Annotated in this window: 12 protein-coding genes; 5 read left to right on the top strand and 7 right to left on the bottom strand. The window is 66.3% G+C overall.

The genetic code is table 11. The features are described 5' to 3' along the window. Positions 1-15: 15 nt before the first annotated feature. Positions 16-1,377, top strand: a complete 1,362-nt coding sequence (locus CNR27_RS13680; RefSeq protein WP_096299618.1) for an NTP/NDP exchange transporter — start codon at positions 16-18, stop codon at positions 1,375-1,377. Between the two features lie 208 nt (positions 1,378-1,585). Here CNR27_RS13680 and CNR27_RS13675 read toward each other — a convergent pair whose 3' ends face one another. Beyond that, entirely contained in the window at positions 1,586-4,060 is a 2,475-nt protein-coding gene (locus CNR27_RS13675) for an acyl-CoA dehydrogenase (protein WP_096300682.1), read from the bottom strand. A 194-nt stretch (positions 4,061-4,254) separates the two neighbouring features. Between CNR27_RS13675 and CNR27_RS13670 the strand changes: the two genes are divergently transcribed. Both CNR27_RS13670 and CNR27_RS13665 read left to right on the top strand, forming a co-directional pair. Continuing rightward, positions 4,255-4,875, top strand: a complete 621-nt coding sequence (locus CNR27_RS13670; RefSeq protein WP_096299616.1) for a TetR/AcrR family transcriptional regulator — start codon at positions 4,255-4,257, stop codon at positions 4,873-4,875. A gap of 179 nt (positions 4,876-5,054) precedes the next feature. Beyond that, positions 5,055-6,791, top strand: coding sequence for a phosphoenolpyruvate carboxykinase (GTP) (locus CNR27_RS13665; RefSeq protein ID WP_096299615.1), 1,737 nt, complete (start codon positions 5,055-5,057; stop codon positions 6,789-6,791). Positions 6,792-7,333: 542 nt separating this feature from the next. Here the strand turns inward: CNR27_RS13665 and CNR27_RS13660 are convergent. From CNR27_RS13660 to hslO, 4 genes are all read right to left on the bottom strand, one after another. Further along, the gene (locus CNR27_RS13660; protein ID WP_096299613.1) at positions 7,334-10,174 is read right to left on the bottom strand and encodes a TonB-dependent receptor; all 2,841 of its coding nucleotides are present in this window, start codon (positions 10,172-10,174) and stop codon (positions 7,334-7,336) included. 528 nt (positions 10,175-10,702) lie between these two features. Further along, entirely contained in the window at positions 10,703-13,582 is a 2,880-nt protein-coding gene (locus tag CNR27_RS13655) for a TonB-dependent receptor plug domain-containing protein (protein WP_096299611.1), read from the bottom strand. A 282-nt stretch (positions 13,583-13,864) separates the two neighbouring features. After that, positions 13,865-14,710 (bottom strand): XOO1806 family protein, encoded by an 846-nt coding sequence (locus CNR27_RS13650; protein ID WP_096299609.1) that lies wholly within the window; start codon positions 14,708-14,710, stop codon positions 13,865-13,867. A gap of 102 nt (positions 14,711-14,812) precedes the next feature. Further along, positions 14,813-15,700 carry an Hsp33 family molecular chaperone HslO gene (gene hslO / locus CNR27_RS13645; protein ID WP_179948250.1) on the bottom strand — a complete coding sequence of 296 codons (888 nt, stop codon included), beginning with the start codon at positions 15,698-15,700 and terminating at the stop codon, positions 14,813-14,815. Between the two features lie 70 nt (positions 15,701-15,770). On the opposite strand from hslO, the gene mtgA reads away from it, so the two are divergent. Together mtgA and CNR27_RS13635 are read left to right on the top strand one after the other, a co-directional pair. Next, entirely contained in the window at positions 15,771-16,529 is a 759-nt protein-coding gene (gene mtgA, locus CNR27_RS13640) for a monofunctional biosynthetic peptidoglycan transglycosylase (RefSeq protein ID WP_096299606.1), read from the top strand. Further along, positions 16,526-17,515 carry a glycosyltransferase family 2 protein gene (locus CNR27_RS13635; RefSeq protein ID WP_245815642.1) on the top strand — a complete coding sequence of 330 codons (990 nt, stop codon included), beginning with the start codon at positions 16,526-16,528 and terminating at the stop codon, positions 17,513-17,515. Before mtgA ends, CNR27_RS13635 begins: the two co-directional genes overlap by 4 nt. Before the next feature lie 3 nt (positions 17,516-17,518). Here the strand turns inward: CNR27_RS13635 and CNR27_RS13630 are convergent, their stop codons facing one another. After that, complete coding sequence (locus CNR27_RS13630) at positions 17,519-19,492, bottom strand: AsmA family protein (RefSeq protein WP_096299602.1); 1,974 nt, start codon at positions 19,490-19,492, stop codon at positions 17,519-17,521. A 72-nt stretch (positions 19,493-19,564) separates the two neighbouring features. Further along, positions 19,565-19,945, bottom strand: coding sequence for a hypothetical protein (locus CNR27_RS13625; protein ID WP_096299600.1), 381 nt, complete (start codon positions 19,943-19,945; stop codon positions 19,565-19,567). Positions 19,946-19,971: the final 26 nt, after the last annotated feature.

Genomic DNA, 19,971 nt, shown 5'->3' with positions numbered 1-19,971 from the left:
GTCTGCGAGCCTGCCATGCGTCCCCCTGTCATGACGCCGCCGCGCCCCCGGTTGCGCACCGCGCTCGCGGAGTCGCCGCCCCTGTGGTGGGCGCTGCTGTATTTCTTCTGCCTGCTGTGCGGCTACTACGTCCTGCGTCCGGTGCGCGACGCGATGGGAGCCTCGTCCGACGCGGCCGCGGTCTTTCCGTCGTTCCTGCTCGACTGGGCGACGGCGCGTGGCATCGCGCTTGGCGACTTCACCCTGCAGGCGCTCTTCAGCGGCACCTTCGTGGTGATGCTGCTGCTGCAGCCGCTCTATGGCGCGCTGGTCTCGCGCTTTCCGCGACGGGTGTTCCTGCCGGTCGTGTATCTGGTCTTCATCGCCTGCCTGCTGGGGTTCCGCTGGGCCTTCGATTCAGATCTCCAGGGTCGCGGCGCGCTGTTCTTCATCTGGATCGCGGTGTTCAACCTGTTCGCGGTCAGTGTGTTCTGGAGCTTCATGGCCGATGTATTCGACAACGAGCAGGCCAAACGCTATTACGGCTACATCGGCGCCGGGGGCACCATCGGCGCATTCGTCGGTCCGCTGATCACCACCCTGCTGGTCGACCGGATCGGCGTCGCCAATCTGACCCTGGTCTCCGTAGGGTTCCTCGGCGTGTGCCTGCTGTGCATTCTCAGGCTGCGCAGCTGGGCCCTCCGCAACGAGGGCTCACGCGCTGTGCAGGGCGAGCAGGCGATCGGCGGTTCGATCTGGGCGGGACTCAAGCTCATCGCGGCCGACCCGCTGCTGCGTGGCCTGGCGATGCTGATGTTCTTCGGTGTCGGCGTCGGCACGTTGCTCTACAACGAGCAGGCCGCCATCGTGCGTCGGCTGTATCCGACGGCCGAGGCGGCGACGCGCTACTACTCGATGATCGACTGGGCGATCGCAAGCCTGACGATCCTCGTGCAGTTGCTGCTCACCCGCTGGCTGCTGCGCCGCTATGGCGTGGCGCCGCTGTTGCTGCTGCCGGCGATCGCCATCCTGCTGGGTTTCTCCCTGCTCTCGGCATCGCCGCTGCCGCTGCTGGTCGCGATGGTCCAGGTGGTGACGCGTTCGAGCGAGTTCTCGCTGGCCAAGCCGGCGCGCGAGACGCTCTACACCCGGGTGGACCGGGAATCCCGCTACAAGGCCAAGGCGGTGATCGACACCGCGGTCTACCGCGGCGGCGACGTGACCTTCGTCTGGGTGCACAAGGCCCTGGCCACACTGGGCTCGCAGATGGTGTTCGTGGCCGGCATCGGCATCGCGCTGGGAATGACCTTCGGCGCATGGCGGGTGATCCGCGCCGAGCGCGGGCTGCCCACTCAGCCGACACCGGACCAGTCGGCGGAACGCCCCGCAGCCAGGTGATGCCCAGGCGTAATGTCCGAGACGTCAGGCGCGCTTCTTTGAAGTCCGGGATGTCGAGCAGCCGGCCCCGGGGTCGCGGATACGCGGATCGAGGCGTCACCGCTGCGGCCATCATTGCGCCAGGTGGAGGAGTGCCTCGATCGGAGTGCCGGATACGACAACGGCGGGCTTGCGCCCGCCGTTGCCGGTCTCATGTCACGTCTGGCGCTCAGGCGGCTTCGCGCGACTCGGACTGCTGCGCCGCTGTGCGGAAACCCGCCGAGCGCAGTTCCTCGGTGTCGAAATCATCGACCGTGATCACGTCCAGGGTGAGCTCACGCAGCTCCTCGAGCTGGGCGCGCTCCTCGGCAGTGATGTGGCCTTCGCGCACCGCCTCGTCGAGCTGCGAGGCGTAGTCCAAAGCTTCGATGCCCTTGCTCTTGAGCGCCTTGAGGAACTTGCGCTCCACCGGCTCGGCCGCGATCGCCTTGGCCAGGTAGCTGTCGATGCGGCCACCCGGGTTGTTCTCGCCCGGCGTCAGGAAGACACCCTCGGCCAACCGCGCACGCGCCTCGTTCGGCGCCATCAGCAGCGCTGCGACCCGGCGCGACAGACGGTCGCCGGGCGCTTCGGCGCGGCGGCCCAGCGGGAAGATCAGCGCCCACATCAGCCAGCCCACCGGGCGGATCGGGAAGTTACGCAGCGCATCCGACAGCGCGGTCTCGATCTTGTGCACGCTGTCGTGGAATGCCCAGGCCAGCAAGGGCTGGTCGGCCTGCGGCGCGCCCTCGTCGTGGTAGCGCTTGAGCATCGCGCTGGTCATGTAGATGTGGCTCAGCACGTCGCCCAGGCGACCAGACAGCGACTCCTTGAACTTCAGCTTGCCGCCGAGCGTCAGCATCGACACATCGGCCATCAGCGCGAGGTTCGCCGAATACCGGTCGAGCTTGCGGAAATAGCGGCGGGTGTAGTCGTCGCCAGGTGCGGCGCCGATCTTCGCGCCGGTCAGGCCGAACCAGATCGAACGCACCGCGTTGGAGATCGCGAATCCGATGTGGCCGAACAGGTTGCTGTCGAATTCCTCCAGGCCGCGCTTCTCGTCCGGATCCTGCGCTGCCTTCATTTCCTTCATGACCCACGGATGGCAGAGGATCGCCCCCTGGCCGAAGATCAGCAGGCTGCGCGTCATGATGTTCGCGCCCTCGACGGTGATGGCGATCGGGGCCGCCTGCCAGCTGCGGCCGGCGAAGTTCTTCGGGCCGAGAATGATGCCCTTGCCGCCGATCACGTCCATGACATCGCTGATGACCTCACGGCTCATCGAGGTGCAGTGGTACTTCGCGATCGCCGACGGCACCGACGGCACGTCGCCACGGTCGACCGCGGCCGCGGTCGCCTGCGACAGCGCACTGATCGCATATGCCTTGCCGCCAATGCGCGCCAGCGCCTCCTCGACGCCCTCGAAGCGGCCGACCGACAGGCCGAACTGCTTGCGGATCCGCGCGTATGCGCCGGTGACCACCGCGCCGGCCTTCGCGCCGCCGGAAGCGGTGGAGGGCAGGGTGATCGAGCGGCCGACCGCCAGGCACTCGTTGAGCATGGCCCAGCCCTTGCCGGCCATCTCGGCGCCGCCGATCAGCTGGCTGAGCGGAATGAAGACGTCCTTGCCGCGGATGGGGCCGTTCTGGAATGGCGAATTGAGCGGGAAGTGGCGGCGCCCGATCTCCACGCCTGCGGTATCGCGCGGCAACAGCGCCAGCGTGATGCCGATGTCCTGGGTGTCGCCGATCAGGCCGTCCGGGTCATACATGCGGAACGCCAGGCCGATCAGCGTGGCGACCGGCGCCAGCGTGATGTAGCGCTTGTCGAACGTCAGTCGGACGCCAAGTACGTTTGCGCCGTTCCATTCGCCCTTGCAGACGATGCCGTAGTCCGGGATCGAAGTCGCATCGGAGCCGGCGAACGGGCCGGTCAGGCCGAAGCAGGGCACTTCCTGGCCCAGCGCGAGGCGCGGCAGGTAGTGGTCCTTCTGTTCCTGGGTGCCGTAGTGGTTGAGCAGCTCGCCCGGGCCGAGCGAATTCGGCACGCCGACGGTCGAGCTGACGACGCTCGAGATCGACGACAGCTTCTGGATGACCTTGTGGTGGGCCAGCGCCGAGAAGCCCAGGCCGCCGTAGGCCTTGGGAATGATCATGCCGAAGAACTTGTTGACCTTGATGTAGTCCCAGAGTTCGGGCGGCAGGTCGGCATGGACGTGGGTGATCTCCCAGTCGTTGATCATCTTGCACAGGGTTTCGACCGGACCATCGAGGAAGGCCTGCTCCTCGGCGGTGAGCTGGGGCTTCGGATAGTCGAGCAGCTTCTGCCAGTCCGGGTCACCGGTGAAGAGCTCGCCCTCGAAACCGACCGAGCCCGTCTCCAGTGCGATGCGTTCGGTCTGCGACAGCGGCGGCAGGACCTTGCGGAAGAACTTAAGCAGCGGCGCGGTAATCAGCGCCTTGCGCACGGGTGCGATCAGCAGCGGCAGTGCGATCGCTGCGACCAGCAAGGCGGCGACCGCGGTTGCGACGCCATTGGCACCGAGCAGCCAACAGGCGAGCAGGACGGTGACGGTGATCGCCGCCCAGTACGCCAGACGCAGACGGTGATAGGCGGCAAAAGCGCCCACCAGCAGGAAAGCAAGGAAGGGGATCGCGACGCTCATCATGAACTCCGGCAGTCGGCATAGCAGAGAAAACGGAGCCGACGCCGCGATGGCGCCGGCTGCAAGGGCGGGGCCCTGTGCTAACCGTACGCTCGAGTATGGTGACGAGTCTGGCCCGTGTCAATGCTGCCATCGGCGTCGTGTCGGGGGCGTCGATACTGTTGCAGACCGAGGCGTATGGATAGACTGTGGCGATGAGCAGAACTGCAGCCAAGCCGGCGTCCGCGACGTCCACCGCCAATGCGGCACCCGTCGAGCGGCAAGGCCGTCTGAGTGCCGACGACTGGGCGCAGGCCGCACTCGACCTGATCGCTGAAACCGGCGTGCAGGCGGTGGCAGTGGAGCCCCTCGCGCGGCGCCTGGGGGTGACCAAGGGCAGTTTCTACTGGCACTTCCCCTCGCGCGACGCGCTGCTGCAGGCAGCGCTCGAGCGCTGGGAAAACGTCGAGCAGGAGGCGCTGTTCGGTGCGCTCGAAAAGGTCCCCGATGCGCGCGAGCGCCTGCGCGCGCTGTTCAACATGGTCGCGCGCGAATACAAATCGCACGTCATCTACAGTGCCCTGCTCAAGGCCCAGGACCACGCCACCGTGCAACCGGTGATCGAGCGCGTGTCCAAGCGCCGGCTCGACTACCTCACCGCCTCGTTCCGCCAGGCCGGTCTCGGCCGCGAGGACGCACAGCACCGCGCACGGCTGACCTACGCGGCCTATGTCGGCTTCCTCCAGCTGAACCTGCAGCTGCACCAGGCGCGCATGCAGCAGGACGAGTTCGACGCCTATGTCGAGCATCTGGCGCAGACGCTGGTGCCGGCCTGACCAACCCGCCGCCGGCGGCGGGAGGGTGCAATCGGCGCGGACACTACCCAGGCAGGTGTGGGCGTCGGTGTCACAAGTCCCGTTCCGCTGGCCATGACACCGGTGGCTGACGCAGCGCAGCGCGACTGGTTGCATACGTGACGAATAGACTCCGCTGACTATGTGCGTCGGGAGTGGTCATGAATGCAGTGCTGAAATCAGAAGCGTCCACGGGCACATCGCTGGCGGCGCTTGCGGCCTGGGTCCAGGAGGTCGCTGCACTGACCCAGCCCGATGCCGTCCACTGGTGCGATGGCAGCGATGCAGAGAACCGCAAGCTTCTCGAGACGATGCAGGCTGATGGCAGCCTGATTCCCCTCAATCCCGACACCCACCCGGGCTGCTGGCTGCATCGCTCCCACCCCGACGATGTCGCGCGCGTTGAACACCTGACCTTTGTCTGCACCCGCGAGTCAACGGCGGCCGGCGCGAACAACCACTGGATGGCGCCCGCCGAGGCGCACGCGAAGATGGACGCGCTGTTCACGGGCTGCATGCGCGGACGTACGCTGTATGTCGTGCCCTATTGCATGGGGCCGATCGATTCGCCGCTTGCGCGTTGCGGCGTGGAAATCACCGACTCCCCCTACGTCGTCGTCAACATGCGGATCATGACCCGCATGGGGACGCCCGCGCTGCGCAGGATCGAGCAGGAGGGGACGTTCGTGCGGGGATTGCACTCGCTCGGCGAACTGGATCCCGAACGTCGCTTCATCATGCATTTTCCCGAGGAGCTGACGATCAAGTCGTACGGTTCCGGTTACGGTGGCAACGCCCTGCTCGGCAAGAAATGCCACGCCTTGCGTCTCGCGTCCTGGCAGGCCCGCGAAGAAGGCTGGCTGGCCGAGCACATGCTGATCCTTGGTATCGAGAATCCGCAGGGTGAGGTCCATTACATTGCCGCGGCATTCCCCAGCGCCTGCGGCAAGACCAATCTGGCGATGCTCGTGCCCCCGCAGGCCTATCGCGAGGCGGGATGGAAGGTCTGGACGGTCGGTGACGACATCTGCTGGATGCGTCCGGGCCCCGACGGGAAACTCTGGGCGATCAACCCCGAGGCCGGCTATTTCGGCGTCGCGCCCGGCACCTCCGCGCGGTCCAATCCCAACGCGCTGACGATGATCCAGCGCGACACGATCTACACCAATGTCGCCCTGACTGCGGACAAGCAGCCGTGGTGGGAGGGGCTGGATGATCGGGTGCCCGCGCTGGACTGGCGGGGGCGGGTATATGACCCGGCAAACGGCCCGGCCGCGCATCCCAACGCACGTTTCACCGTGTCCGCGCGGCAGTGCCCCAGCTGGTCGCCACGCAGCGAGGATGCCGGCGGGGTGCCGATCAGTGCCATCGTATTCGGCGGGCGTCGCGCGAGCACGATTCCCCTGGTGTTCGAGGCCCGGGACTGGGCGCACGGCGTATTCGTCGGCGCGACGATGGCCTCGGAAACGACCGCAGCGGCGACCGGCCAGGTTGGCCTGGTACGGCGCGACCCGATGGCGATGAAGCCCTTTTGCGGCTACGACTTCGCCGAGTATTTTGCCCACTGGCTGTCGTTCGACACCGCCGGTGCGCAACTGCCGAAGATCTTCCACGTCAACTGGTTCCGCAAGGACGCCGAGGGCAACTTCCTGTGGCCCGGCTTCGGAGAGAACCTGCGGGTGCTCGAATGGATCATCGACCGCGTCGAGGGCCGTGTAGAGGCGCGTGATGCCGGGCCGGGACTGATGCCCGTCGAAGGTGGGATCCGGGCGGGCGAAGACATGTCCGCGGCTACGATCGAACGCGCCTTGCAGGTGGACGCCGGCGACTGGGAGCGCGAGTTCGCCGACCAGACTTTGAGCTGGGGGCAGGCCCGGAAAACCGCTGTACCGGCCTGACCTCACGCCTGCCGACAAGGGGCGATCGCGAGACCCACTCGCCCTGTTGCGTGTCGCCCGAAGATGGCGCGCCGGGCAGGGCGCATCGGGCGACGACGTCTGCCGCTGAGCGCCAACAATTCTTGCCCCTCGCGCGGCGGGCTGAAGTCGTCCGCCATGCGCCCGGGGCAGGGGTTCCCTGCGCTCGGTTGACGGTGGTGAGCCGTGGCCTGCGAGGCGTCACGGCAAGGCCGTCGCCCCCGTGGCGGCGCCCTGCGTGAGATCAAATGATCGGCCGCCGGCGTTGCCGGGCCGGAGCTGGCGCTAGCAGGTCGCCGTTTTCCCGTGCCGCACTGCGGCTCCGTGTCGGGGTACGCCCGCGCCGGTCGCTTCGTGTGCTGCAACCGGTGCTTCGTGTGCCGTCGTGCTGTGCAGCCGTGCAGCGACTGTATCCGGCGCAATCGCATGCCTTGCGGGCGGGCGCGCATCTCCCGATCTCGCTCCGCCACAAAAAACTACGGCCCCGAAGGGCCGTAGTCGTGTCACTCAAACCACTTCGATGATCAGAAGTTCTGCTGATACTTCATGAACAGGAAGCGGCCATTGTCGAACCCACCGTAGTAGGAGAAGTTCGAGTTGGCCTGGCGGTACCACGGCGAAGCCTCGTGGTTGAACACGTTGTTCGCACCGATCGAGATCTTCGCGTCCCACGGGGCGCTGTAGGTGATCTGCACGTCATGGAACGTGTTCGCGCCCAGGTCGTTCTGCGGCGAGATGCGACCCTGGGTATCCGGGGCTGCGTACTGCGGACGGCTGCAGAACTCGGGCGTATTGACGTAGCACGACTCCATGGAACCGGAGTAGTAGCGGATCCCCCAGTTCGCCGACCAGTCGTTCATCGCCCAGCTGATGCTGGCGTTCGAACGGACACGGAAGTAACCACCGAAGCCGACGTACTGCGACGGAACCGCGGTCGCGTCGTTGGTGGCCTTGGCTTCGTAGCGGCTGACGTAGGTCGTCATCCACTTGGCGCCAAAGCGACCGTAGTCGGTGCTCACGTTGTACGAGACGTCGAAGTCGTAGCCTTCGGTATCCGTGTAACCGGCGTTGCGCATGCCGTACGTCAGGGTGTTGACGATCTGGGTCACCGGGTCACGCGTGAAGCCCGCGCAACGCGATTCGATCAGGTTGACGTAGCAGTCGCTGAGCATCGTGTTGGGCGCATCCGAGACCACGGTGTTCTCGATCCGGATGTTCCACCAGTCCAGCGCAAGGCTCAGGCCCTGCACGTACGACGGGCTGTACACCAGGCCAAGCGTCTTGGAGACCGAGGTTTCCGGCTGCAGGTTCGGGTTGGAGCCGCTGGTGAACGGAACCGGCGTCTGCGCCGCGGCGCTGGTGGTCGGAATGAAGCCCTGCTGCAGCTGGCGATAGTTCGCAGCCACGTCCCGCAGGCAGCGCGGGGTGCCGCGTGCGATGCCGTAGACGCTGTCGCAGGGATCGACGAAGCCCGTGGTGAAGGACTGCGAACCGCCGCCGAACAGGTTGCCGATGGTCGGGGCGCGGAAGCCTTCCGACCAGGTGCCGCGGACCAGCAGGTCGTCGATCGGACGCCACTTGATGCCGACCTTGCTGTTGGTGGTGTCACCGAAGGTGTCGTAGTCGGAGTAGCGGCTCGCCAGGCTCAGGCTCAGCTCGCGGGCGCCGGTGATGTCGGCCAGCACCGGCACGTTCAGCTCTGCATAGACTTCATCGAGCGAGTAGGCACCGAACGTCGGACCCGACGCGAGGTTGGTGGAGTCACCCGACTGCGCGATCGCGTCCGGATAGTAGCCACCCTCTTCCTTGCGATGCTCCAGGCCGACCGCAAAGCCCAGGTCGCCGGCCGGAAGGGTGTACAGCGAGCCCGACAGGTTGGCGAAGTAGTTGTGGGTCGAGGTCTCGCCGAGCGCATGCTCCTGACGGAACAGCTTCGCGAGGACTGCCGGATCATCCAGCGAATTGGCCACCGCACCCGTGCCGAAACCGGCAAAGGGATTCCACGGCACGCAGTTCGTGAGGGCGATCGGGGCAGCAGCGGTACCGCACTGGACCACACCCTGGCTGTTCAGGAACGACGGGCCCACAGCCGCGCGGACGCCCGGAATGTAGAAGTTGCCGTTGTTGACGGTCGTCTGCTCGTTGTCCGTGTACATGTAGCCCACGTCCCAGTCGAAGAAACGTTCGCCGATTTCGAACGAGCCTTCCAGCGCAGCCGTGAAGCGCCAGGTGGTGACGGTGGTGTCGGTCGTGCGCGGCTCTTCCCAGCCGCGACGGCGCCATTCAACTGCAGTGCCCGGCACCGGGTTGAAATAGCTGTCGGGCGACATGTTCGCGCCGATGGCGCCCGACTGGGTGGGGTAGCCCGCGATCTGGCGCCCGGACTCGCGACGCATGTAGCCGAGGTCGGTGGTGAAGCGGACGTCGTCCGTCAGATCGAAGTTGCCGTTGACGTAGAGCGAGCGGCGCTCGAGCGGCGTCAGCAGATGCATCTGGTCGTTGGAACGGCTTTGGTCGTCGGCGGTCTGGGGATGGAAATCATCCGCACCGATCGCGTCGCTGCCGCGATTGGGGGCGAACCACGGCGCGCTCGATGCCGAGCCCACGGGACGCCAGTTACCCCACTGACCGACGGGGGTCAGGCTCGCTGCCGGGAAGCCCGGCGCGGTGTCGCGCGAGTACCAGCGGTCGCGCGCCCACACTTCCTCTTCCTTGTGGTAGTCGGCGCCGACCGTCAGGGAGCCGCGGTCGCCCGAGAAGCCCATCATGAAGTCGAGGCTCTGCTTGGCGCCGTCGCCCGCGCTGAACTGGCCGTAGTACGCGTTCGCCTGCGCACCTTCGAAGTTCTTGCGGGTGATGATGTTGACCACGCCGGCCATGGCGTCCGAGCCGTAGACGGCAGACGCGCCGTCCTTGAGGATCTCCATGCGCTCGACCATCACCATCGGGATCGCGGAGATGTCCTGGTAGCCGTTGGGGCTGATGCCCAGGCGCTTGCCGTTCACCAGCACCAGGGTGCGCTGTGCGCCCAGGTTACGCATGTTGATGTACTGGCCACCGGCTTCCTGGTTGGCGGTCAGGGGCGAGGCGCGGCTGAAGGTCGGCGAACCGGCTGCGGAGATGTTCTGCAGGACGTCAGCAATCGTGCTGAAGCCCTGGGCTTCGAGCTCCTGGCGGGAAATGGCGAGGACCGGCTGGGCGGTCTCGATATCGACCTGACGGATGCGCGAACCGGTGACTTCGACGCGGTCGAGCGTCGTTGCTTGGGGCGAGCTCTGAGCGAATGCGGTACCCGCAAACGTCGTGGTGCTGGCGATGATGGCGAGGCCGATGGCATCGCGCAGCTTGGTGGACTTCAGGATCATTCTTCTCTCTCTCCGAGTGTGTTCGGGATATCCCCCGCGAGCCCGGCCGCGCGGCGCCAAGTCAGACGCCAAGAACGGCAAGGTGGGTCGATACTAACCGCGTCAATCCACAAATTAAAGTCTCGTTAAGAAAAAGATTGCGTGGCGTGAAGAAGGGGCCGGCGCTCGCTTCATCGCCACTCAACATGAATAGACGCCGCCTACGGCGCCCTCGTGACCGCAGTCGCTGGTGGTCGTCTAACCTCGCCACCCCCAACAGCGGCAGCTCCGCTGGACCGCTGGTGCCACCGCTACGGCGCCGTGGCAGTTGCAGTTGCGGTTGCAGTTGCAGTTGCAGTTGCGGTTGCCGGTTCGGGCGCGAAAAGGCGCCGACGAGGGGCGCTTCTCTGCGCGTGCGGCGCATACCGTGGCCAACTCTCCATGTCGCTTCGGGGTGCACTCGCGTCGGCACGAGCGTCGGTCCCAGGCGCAGGCCCGCCAAAAAAAAGACGGCCCCTTGCGGGGCCGTCTTGCAACGCAGGTGTGCGATCAGAAGCGCTGTACGTATTCCATGTACATGTAACGGCTGTCGGGGATGTCGTACTGGTAGTCGAACGAGTTGGCGAAGGCCTGAGTCGCGAACGGCGGATCCTTCTTGAACACGTTGTTCGCACCCAGCTTGACGGTGCCATTCCACGGCAGTTGGTAGCGCACCTGCACGTCGTGGTACGTCGTCGCGCCGAGGCGGTTGCGTGGCGCCGGGCCTTCCGCCGTGCGGCGGTCTTCATCGGTGCACAGGCCCCTGCCCGGAAACGCACAGGCTTCGTTGAGTCCGGACATGTAACGGGTCATCCAGCTGGCCGAGAAGTCGCCGTAGCTCCAGTCGAGCGATGCGTTGGCCCGCAGACGCCAGTTCGGATCGCTCTCGTAGTAGTTGCCGACCGCGCTGGACACTTCCGACTCCGGGGTGAACTGCGAATCCCACTTCGACACATAGGACGTGTCGAGGGCGAAGCCGAAGTTGCCGAAGTTGGTCTCGGGCATCGTGTAGCTGACGTTGACATCCCAGCCTTCGACCTCGGTGACGCTGAGGTTCTGCGGGGCCAGCAACATGAAGTCGATCTGGTTGTCCGCAGCGCGACGGCTGAACAGGTCGCACCAGGCCTGATCACCCTGTGCGTAGCACTGATCGAGGATGTAGGCGGCGCTCGGCGTGGAGAGCGCGTTCTCGATCTTGATGTTCCACCAGTCGACGGTGATGTTCAGGCTCTCGATGAAGGACGGGCTGTAGACGAAGCCGGCGGTCTTGGAGATGGAGGTTTCCGGGCCTGCGTTGGGATTGCCGCCGATGGAGAACGGGAAGATCGTCTGGCCGAAGTAACCCAGTCCCGTGTTGGTGCGCTGGATGAAGTCGGCCGGCACGCCGTCGGCAAGGCAGTTCGCGGCGATGGTGCCCGTGCGGCCCTCATAGTCGGCCGAACAGATGTCGCCGAACTGGGTGTACGAGTCTGCAAGACCCCGGAACAGCGTCGAGATCGGAGGCGCGCGGAACCCCTCCGACCAGTTGCCGCGGATCAGCAGGTCGTCGATGGGCTTCCACTTGAAGCCGGCCTTGCTGTTGGTTGTATCACCGAAGTTGCTGTAGTCGGAATACCGGCTGGCCAGGCTGAGTTCAAGCAGCTGCGCACCGGTGACATCGGACAGCAGGGGGAGGAGGACCTCGGCATAGATTTCGTCGAGGTCGTACGAGCCCGCGGTGGGCTTCCGCCCGTTGCCCGAGGTCAGGCCGGCCGCAACGAACGCATCGGGAGAATCGAAACCGCTTTCCCTGCGCGATTCGATACCCACGGCGAAACCGGCGGTGCCGCCCGGCATCGTGAACATGTCGCCCGACATGTTGGCGGTGAAGCTTTCGGTGCGGTTCTGGTACACGTCCTGCGCAGTGAACAGGATGTAATCGAGCATTTCCTGGCTCACCCCGCCGGCGGGCGAGAGCGGGTTGAACGGTACGCATCCATCGATGATGTCGCCGCCCGGGCCGGTGACACAGACCACGCGGCCATCGCGAAGCTCGGACGGACCGACGCCTGCGGCCACGTTGAGCATGTTCGCGTCGCCGATCTGGCGATCCGTCTGGTCGGACTTGTTGAAGTTGTAGCCGACGTCCCAGCTGAAGAAGCGATCGGCGAAATCGAAGGTGCCTTCGAGGCCGACATAGGTGTGGAAGGTCTTGACGTTCTGATCGTAGACGCGCGCCTGCTCGGTCAGACGATGGCTCCATTCCACCGCGCGTCCGTCTCCACCGTACGCAGGGTTGTAGGGATTGAAGTAGCTGTCGGGGCTCATCGCCGCGTCGGGATCGCCGAAGCCGGCGCCGCCTGTCAACGGGAAGCCGGCCAGCTGCTGCTGGGAGCGACGCTCGTTGTACAACGCTTCGGCGCGCACCGCGATGGTGTCGGTCAGGTCGTAGCGAGCCTTGGTATAGGCGGAGGTACGGGTCTGCGGAGTGAGGAGATAGTTGTCCTTGGCATAGTTGTAGGCGTAGGACGCGGCGCTCCAGGGCACGGTCTGGTCAAGCCCGTAGCGCTGCTGTCCCGCCGGACCGATACCGGTGGCGTTGGGCGGGACGATCAGATATTCGCTCCAGCCGTCGTCGCCGTCGTCGAGCGGGCCGGCGTTCCAGATCTTGCCGTTGGACGAATAGCCGCTGTACTGGGACGCGCCCAGGCCACGGACCGGGTCGCGAGAGAACGCGCGATCGCCGGCCATGACAGCCTCCTCTTCCACGCGGGACAGGCTGAAGACCACATTGCCGCGTTCGCCGTTCGACCCGATGGTCAGTTCGACCGACTTGCGCTCGCCGTCGCCCTGGCTGAACTGACCGTAGTGGGTACGCAATTCCGCACCTTGATAGTTCTCGCGGGTGATGATGTTGACGACGCCCGCGATCGCGTCGGAGCCGTAGATGGACGAGGCGCCGTCCTTGAGCACTTCGATCCGCTCGATGATCGCAGCGGGGATCGTGTTGAGATCCACCGAGCCGCCGAGCGTCGACACCCAGCGCCGGCCATCCACCAGTACCAGCGTGCGCGCCGAGCCCAGGTTGCGGAGCGAGACTTCGGACGAGCCATCGCCGCCGTTGTTGAACGTGCGATTGAGGGCGGCGCCGTTGGAAGAGATGCGCTGCAGTACCTCGGCCACCGAGGTCAGGCCTTGCTTTTCGATCGTCGCCCTGTCGATCACCTGGACCGGCTGGGAGGTTTCCGCATCCACCGAGCGGATGCGAGAACCTGTGACTTCCACACGATCGAGGGTTGTCGCCTGCGGCTCGCTCTGTGCCAGCGCGGTGCCGGTGCTCGCCGCCAGGGTGGCGGTCGTGAACAGTGCGAGCGTGACAGCGTCACGCAGCTTGGTGGTTCTGAGCATCATCGTTCTCTCCAGAGTCGGGGATGTCACTTGAACCGTCACGGCAAGTTGACTTGCCAGATTCAGCAAAGTGCCGCCCGATACTAGCGAGGGGATGAGAGAAATTAAAGCGGCGTTAAGCGTGTTTATGGACCAAACCCTATTCAGTCTCTGCCGGATCCTCCGGCCCCTCCATGGCTTGTCCAGCAGCGGCCTGCGGTAGCCGCTAACCCACCCTCGGACGTCCGGCCGAGGCGCAAAAAAAAAGCCGCGGGGTCCGCGGCTTTTTCGGAAGTGCTTGCGGGCTCAGAGATCCTGCTGATACCGGATATACGGCACCGCGCCTTCGTCATCCGCGTTCTCGGTCATCTTCGAGAAGGGATTCTTGCCACGCGTGATCACATTGTCGGCGCCCACGGTGAGCTGTCCGCTCCACGGCGTCCGCCAGCTCACGCCGAGGCCCACGCCTTCCCATTTCGGCAGGCCCGGGGTATCGACCACTTGGCCGACGATATTCGCGCTGAACCGTCCGATGCCGCCGCCGACACTGAGACTGCGGCTTGTCCACTGATCGCTGAGGGTGGCGGGGGCGGCCGCGGTGGGGATCAGCGTGGCCTTGGCAAGCGTGCCTGCCAGCGAGACGTAAGCATCGTCACCGACATCCTTCTTCGCGAAGACGGTCAGATCATGCAATTCGACATTGCCGGCCGACCCGGCCCGAGAGGGGCTCAGCCAGCTCGGAAGTGCCTCCCGGCCCTCGCCCAGCGTCATGCCGACGGCGCCGCCGGGGCGGCTCATGCTCGCGGTCGCAGTGGCACGGCGGCCCTGCGTGTCGGCGACGGAAGCAAGCTGACAATTGCGGGCGAGATTGCTGACGGCGCCGGTGAAGCTGCTGCCGGGACTGCACAGCAGGGCGAGCGAACTCCCGGCCTGGAGGCCGAAGGCCGCATCGAACTGGTTCTCGCCCATGCGCCAGCGCCGGCTGGACTGGTTAGCGCTGGTGGGCTCAAGCACGAGAAATGCTTCGACCTTGCCCGAGCTGTCCAGAACGGGGAGAACCGTCTGGTTGCGATTGTCCTGGGCAGCCGCACCCGAGGCCGCGGTTAACGCGAGACCAAAGGCGAGACAGAGGCGTGAGACAGGCAATCGCATGAGCCGTGTGACCGGGGGTAAGCCGGGAAGTTCCCCATTCGTTCGTTTTTGGACTCTAGAACATTTATGTTTCTTTAACAATCTCGTCGGCAACTACGCTGCCTACTGCAGCAGGCCCGGCGGCTCCACGTCGGCGACCGGTCGGTCAAGCAAGTGTTCGACCTCGCCGGCGGTGAAGACGTAAACGCGACCACAGAACTCGCAGGTCACCCGCGCCTCGCCGTCCACCACCGCAGCGCGCGCCTCCTCGGCCCCCAGCGATGCCAGCATGCCCTCCACCCGTGCCCGCGAGCATGAGCATCCGAACACGAGCGGGCGTTCGCCGAGCAGCTGCGGTGCATCCTCAGGGAAGAGCCGGGCCAGCAGGACATCGGTAGGCCATCCGAGCAGTTCTTCGGTGGAGAGCGTGTCAAAGAGGAGGCTGATCCGATTCCAGCCGTCGTCGTCGCCGGTGTCGCCCGGAAGCTTCTGGACCATCAGCCCGGCGGCTTCATCCCCGTCAACGGCAAGCAGGACCCGGGTAGGAAGTTGCTCGGACTGGCGGAAATAGTCCTCGAACGCGCCCGACAGCGACTCGGAAGTCAGGCCAACCAGGCCCTGGTAACGGTTGGGCTCGCCGTGGGGCGAGGGGTTCTCGATCGTGATCGCCAGCAGGGCATCATCGCCGAGCGCGCGCAGGTCGCGCGAGACGCCAGTGCCGTCACCCTCGTAGCGCGCAATACCGCGGATCGTGCCCGATGCGGTGCATTCGGCGAACAGGGTCCGCAGCGGGCCGGACGCACGCAGCTGCACCGACAGCCGGCCGTCCACCTTGGCATGGCCTGTAAACAGCGCCGATGCGACGCAGGCCTCGCCGAGCAGCTCCTCGATCGCGGGCGGATACGGACCGTTCGCACGCACTGCGCGCCATGCGTCGCGCAGATGCACACGGACACCGCGCACACCGGCGGTCTGCAGCAGGAATCGGGACAGGCGATCGCTGTCGTGCAAGGCGGGGTCGGTCATAGGGCTCACTGGGAATTCGATTGGCGGTATCGGGGACGACCGATAGAGTGGCCGCATGGAAGATCAAGCCAACCGAAATGGGGACGGCATCGTCGCCCCGCAAGCACGCCCCTCGTTCGCACGCCGATGGGGACGTCGGCTGGCGTGGCTGATGGTACTGGCCGTGGCGGTGTCGGTGCTGCAGGTTGTGGTGCTGCGCTTCGTGGACCCGCCGCTGTCGACGTTCATGGCCATCCGCCAGGTCCAGGCGTGGACAGGGGGAGAGCGCGACTTCCGGCTGCAGTACGAGTGGCGCGACCTCGATCGCATCGCGCCTTCGCTGCCGATCTCGGTGATCGCGGCCGAGGACCAGAACTTCGCCTCCCACCGGGGATTCGATCTGGAGGCGATCGAACAGGCACGCGCGCACAACGCACGGGGCGGACGCACGCGCGGCGCGAGCACGATCAGCCAGCAGACGGCCAAGAACCTGTTCCTCTGGAGCGGGCGCAGCTGGATTCGCAAGGGCATCGAGGCCTGGTACACGGTATTGATCGAGGCGTTGTGGCCCAAGACACGCATCCTCGAGGTTTACGTGAACATCGCCGAGTTCGGCGACGGCATTTACGGCGCGCAGGCTGCGGCGCGCCGGAATTTCGGCAAGGATGCAGCGCAACTGAGTGCCGGCGAAAGCGCGCGGCTGGCTGCCGTGCTCCCAAGCCCGCGTCGCTACAGCGCATCGCATCCCGGGCCTTACGTCCAGCGCAGGGCGCAATGGATCCAGCGCAATGCGCGCCAGATCGGCGGCGAAGCCTATCTGGAGTCGCTCGAATGACGGCCGAAATCGCTCATGTGCACCTGACGATCGTCGTGGCGGCATTCGACGAGGCGCGTGCATTGCCGGTCCTGCACCCACGGATTGCAGCGGTGATGGATGTGCTGGCCGCCGACGGCATCGTGCCGCGCGTTCTCTACGTCGACGATGGCAGTGGCGATGCGACCTGGCAGGTGCTGCAGGGCATCGCGGCCGCGGATGCGCGCGTGGCGCTGCTGCGGCTGTCGCGCAATTTCGGCAAGGAGATCGCGCTGACGGCGGGCCTCGACCAGGTCGCCTCCGGCGCGGCGATGATTCTCGATGCCGACGGCCAGGATCCGCCGGAGCTGATCCCGCAGTTCGTCGCGCGCTGGCGCGAGGGCTATGACGATGTGCATGGCACGCGCCTGAGCCGGGAAGGCGAAAGCTGGCTCAAGCGCTCCACTGCCCATGTGTTCTATCGCGTGATCCAGCGCCTGGCCAAGACGCCGGTGCCTGCCGATACGGGTGACTACCGGCTGCTCTCCGAGCGCGCCCTGGCCGCGCTGCGGCAGCTGCGCGAACGCCATCGCTTCATGAAGGGATTGTTCGGCTGGATCGGCTTCAACCGCGTCGCGGTGCCGTATGCGCGGGAACGTCGTATCGCCGGGCGCACCAAGTTCGGCTTCTGGCGCCTGTGGAATTTCGCCATCGACGGTGTGACCAGTTTTTCGACGGCGCCGCTGCGGCTGGCGACCTACGTCGGGGTATTCACCGCATGCGGCGCCTTCGCTTTCGCGCTCTACGTGATCGGCAAGGCGCTGATGTACGGCGATCGCGTGGCGGGCTGGCCGACGATGATGGCGGTGATCCTGTTCCTGGGCGGCGTGCAGCTGGTGGCGCTGGGCGTTATCGGCGAGTACCTCGGGCGCCTGTACGAGGAATCCAAGCAACGGCCCCTGTATCTGGTCAGCGCACGACATCCCGCGCCCGGGCCGGGTGCGGGCCCGCTGTCGGGCGCGGACTGATCCTTACTTCGCGTACGAACCACCGCAGTCGCTGTCCTCGCCGCCGCCAAGTTCGAGCGTGGCCAGCAGGGCGGCCGGCGGCGCAATGGAACCGAGCGCCAGGGCCAATGCGCCGCGCAGCCCGAGGCGGGCGAAGTCGGGGCGGAAGCTCGGCTGCGAGAAGCTTCCGCCGATCGTGAGGGGCGTGCGCAGTGCGAGGAAGCTGCGGTCCTTCGGACGGGGGCGCAGCAGCAGGTCGAGCCGCTCCTCGCCGAGGTCGATCGTGCCTTCGCCGATGATGATGGTATCGGTGGTATCGAACGCCAGGGCGCGGGTTTCCATGACCCCGTTCTGCACGCCGAAATCGGCGAACGCGCACCGCACGGGGATCTGCTGGTCCTTGCCGATCAGGTATTTGAGCGCTTCATAGATGTCGATGCCGGCCAACTCCACCAGCAGGTTGCTGACCCGCCCGGCGCCCATGCCCACCGCGACATCGCCATCGGCGCTGCCGAGCATGGCCGCGACCGAATTACCGGTGCCGACGAGGTTGAACGCGCCGCCGATGCGCCCGACGGCGTCGCCGGCGAGCGTGTCGGGTTTGAACAGGCCGCCGAGGTCGATCCGCCGCACGGTCGCCTGCAGTCGGGTCTGGATCGTGTCCTTGCGGGCGTCGAGGCGAATCGTCGAGCGGATATCGCCGCCGGCGACGCCGAAGTTGAGGGGGTCCAGTCGCGCCAGGCCCGCTTCGAGCAGCAGGTGCGCGTCCATGTCGTTGAGCGGCAGGTCCGGTGCATTGATGCGCTGCGCGCGCAGTCGCACGTCCGCATCCATGGAGCGCAGCTTGCCCAGGTCGTAGGGCGTATCGGGAATCACGCGCCCGCTTGCGGCGAGCCGACGCTCGCGCTCGACCAGCTCGGGGTCGAGCGCGTCGCCGTCCTCGTGGTCCGGTGCGCCGCCGACAAAACCGGCCAGGTCGTCGAAATCAAGCCGCTTGGAGACCAGGTCGGCCTTGAGGAACGGACGCTCGCGGCCCAGCGTCACCGCCGCCGAACCGCCCAGATCGCTCTGGCCGACCTTGCCGGTGAAACCGTCGTAGTGCCACGTGTCGACGTCGCGGGTGAGTCGGCCATCCAGTGCGTAGGGCGGGGTGTCCGGCATCGCGATGCCGATCAACGGATAGAGATGCGCGAGGTTGCGGCCCGACAGGGCGAACTGGACATCGAAATCCTGCAACTGCAGCGGTGCCACGAGGCTGCCGCGGACATGCGCGCGCGTGGCGCCGGCACGTGCCCGCAGATCGATGCGATACGGCTTGTCGGTGTCCTGCAGCGCAAGCAGCGACTCGACAACACCTTCGAGCGTGAACTCGTTGCCTGTCCAGTTACCGCCGCCTTCGATGGTGATCGCCGGTGCGCGTCCCGCCTCGGCCGATTCGCGGCTGCTCAGGCGCACGTCCAGGTCGGTGCGTCCAGGCACGTCGAGGTAGCGCAGATGGCCCGCGTCGACCCACAGACCGCGCACCTGGGCCGGCGTGCCGCCTTCCTTCTCGTCCCCGAAGTCGATGTCCCAGTTGGCGGCGCCGCCCTCGGGATTTGTCTCAAGCAGCAGGATCGGCTTCACCAGGCGGATCTCGGGCACGCGCACTTCGCGCTTGAACAGCAGCGGGAAGATCTCGATCCGGATCTCCGCCCGGTCGGCCGAGGCCATCGTCTCCGATTCGGACCAGTCCGCGTTCGCGAAGCGCAGCGCATCGGCGCGCACCGTGGTGGTGCGGCCGAGGTCCACGTCCAGATCCCCGCCGATCACGAGCGCGCGCCCGGTACGGGCTTCGACCAGCCGCTCGACCGGTCCCTTGAACCAGTTCCAGTCCCACATCACGACCAGCAGCACGATCGCGACGAAAACGACCAGCGCGGTGATGCGCAGGGGACGCGATGCGGTCAGCTGCCCGAATCGGCGGCGCGGGGAGAGTTTCTGTGGGGGCGTCGACGTCATGTGGTGGTCCTGTGCGGGCATCCACAGTCGACGCGGACCGGTCTACTGCGGGTGAACGCGCTCACGCTCGACTCAGCCCGGCGGATCACCCGGGGGCAGCTCGCCGGCCGTGCAGCGGACGGTACGACCGCCTTCCTGGGACAGCTCGGCGCCGGCCTGGTCGGTCATGAAGCGCAGGCCGACCTCGGACCATACCGGCGGTTGACTGCCCTGGATCACGCCGAGATTGACGATGCGTCCGTCGATCATCCGCACCCGGGCGAAGCGGCCCTCGCGGATGATCTCGACGATACCGACGGTGGGGCAGTCGTAACGCGCTGTCACCGTTTCCGGTAACGGCTCGGCGACAGGGGCTGGCGGCTGCGATTCCGGAGGCGCCGGCGCGTCGGGCGAGCAGGCGGCCAGTCCGCAGGCGGCAATGGCGACAATGGCGATTGGGCGGAGCGGATGCATGGCGAACCTCCGTCGGGGCGACGTGG

It is taken from the genome of Luteimonas chenhongjianii (assembly GCF_002327105.1).
Taxonomy (GTDB): Bacteria; Pseudomonadota; Gammaproteobacteria; order Xanthomonadales; family Xanthomonadaceae; genus Luteimonas; species Luteimonas chenhongjianii.
Note: the sequence above shows the minus strand (reverse complement) of the source record. Positions and strands in the feature narration are given on the sequence as shown.

Bases quoted from the DNA above. Each gene is read 5' to 3' on its own strand.
- CNR27_RS13680 (WP_096299618.1), top strand. From the start codon at position 16: ATGCGTCCCCCTGTCATGACGCCGCCGCGCCCCCGGTTGCGCACCGCG.
- CNR27_RS13675 (WP_096300682.1), bottom strand. From the start codon at position 4,060: ATGAGCGTCGCGATCCCCTTCCTTGCTTTCCTGCTGGTGGGCGCTTTT.
- CNR27_RS13670 (WP_096299616.1), top strand. From the start codon at position 4,255: ATGAGCAGAACTGCAGCCAAGCCGGCGTCCGCGACGTCCACCGCCAAT.
- CNR27_RS13665 (WP_096299615.1), top strand. From the start codon at position 5,055: ATGAATGCAGTGCTGAAATCAGAAGCGTCCACGGGCACATCGCTGGCG.
- CNR27_RS13660 (WP_096299613.1), bottom strand. From the start codon at position 10,174: ATGATCCTGAAGTCCACCAAGCTGCGCGATGCCATCGGCCTCGCCATC.
- CNR27_RS13655 (WP_096299611.1), bottom strand. From the start codon at position 13,582: ATGATGCTCAGAACCACCAAGCTGCGTGACGCTGTCACGCTCGCACTG.
- CNR27_RS13650 (WP_096299609.1), bottom strand. From the start codon at position 14,710: ATGCGATTGCCTGTCTCACGCCTCTGTCTCGCCTTTGGTCTCGCGTTA.
- mtgA (WP_096299606.1), top strand. From the start codon at position 15,771: ATGGAAGATCAAGCCAACCGAAATGGGGACGGCATCGTCGCCCCGCAA.
- CNR27_RS13635 (WP_245815642.1), top strand. From the start codon at position 16,526: ATGACGGCCGAAATCGCTCATGTGCACCTGACGATCGTCGTGGCGGCA.
- CNR27_RS13630 (WP_096299602.1), bottom strand. From the start codon at position 19,492: ATGACGTCGACGCCCCCACAGAAACTCTCCCCGCGCCGCCGATTCGGG.
- CNR27_RS13625 (WP_096299600.1), bottom strand. From the start codon at position 19,945: ATGCATCCGCTCCGCCCAATCGCCATTGTCGCCATTGCCGCCTGCGGA.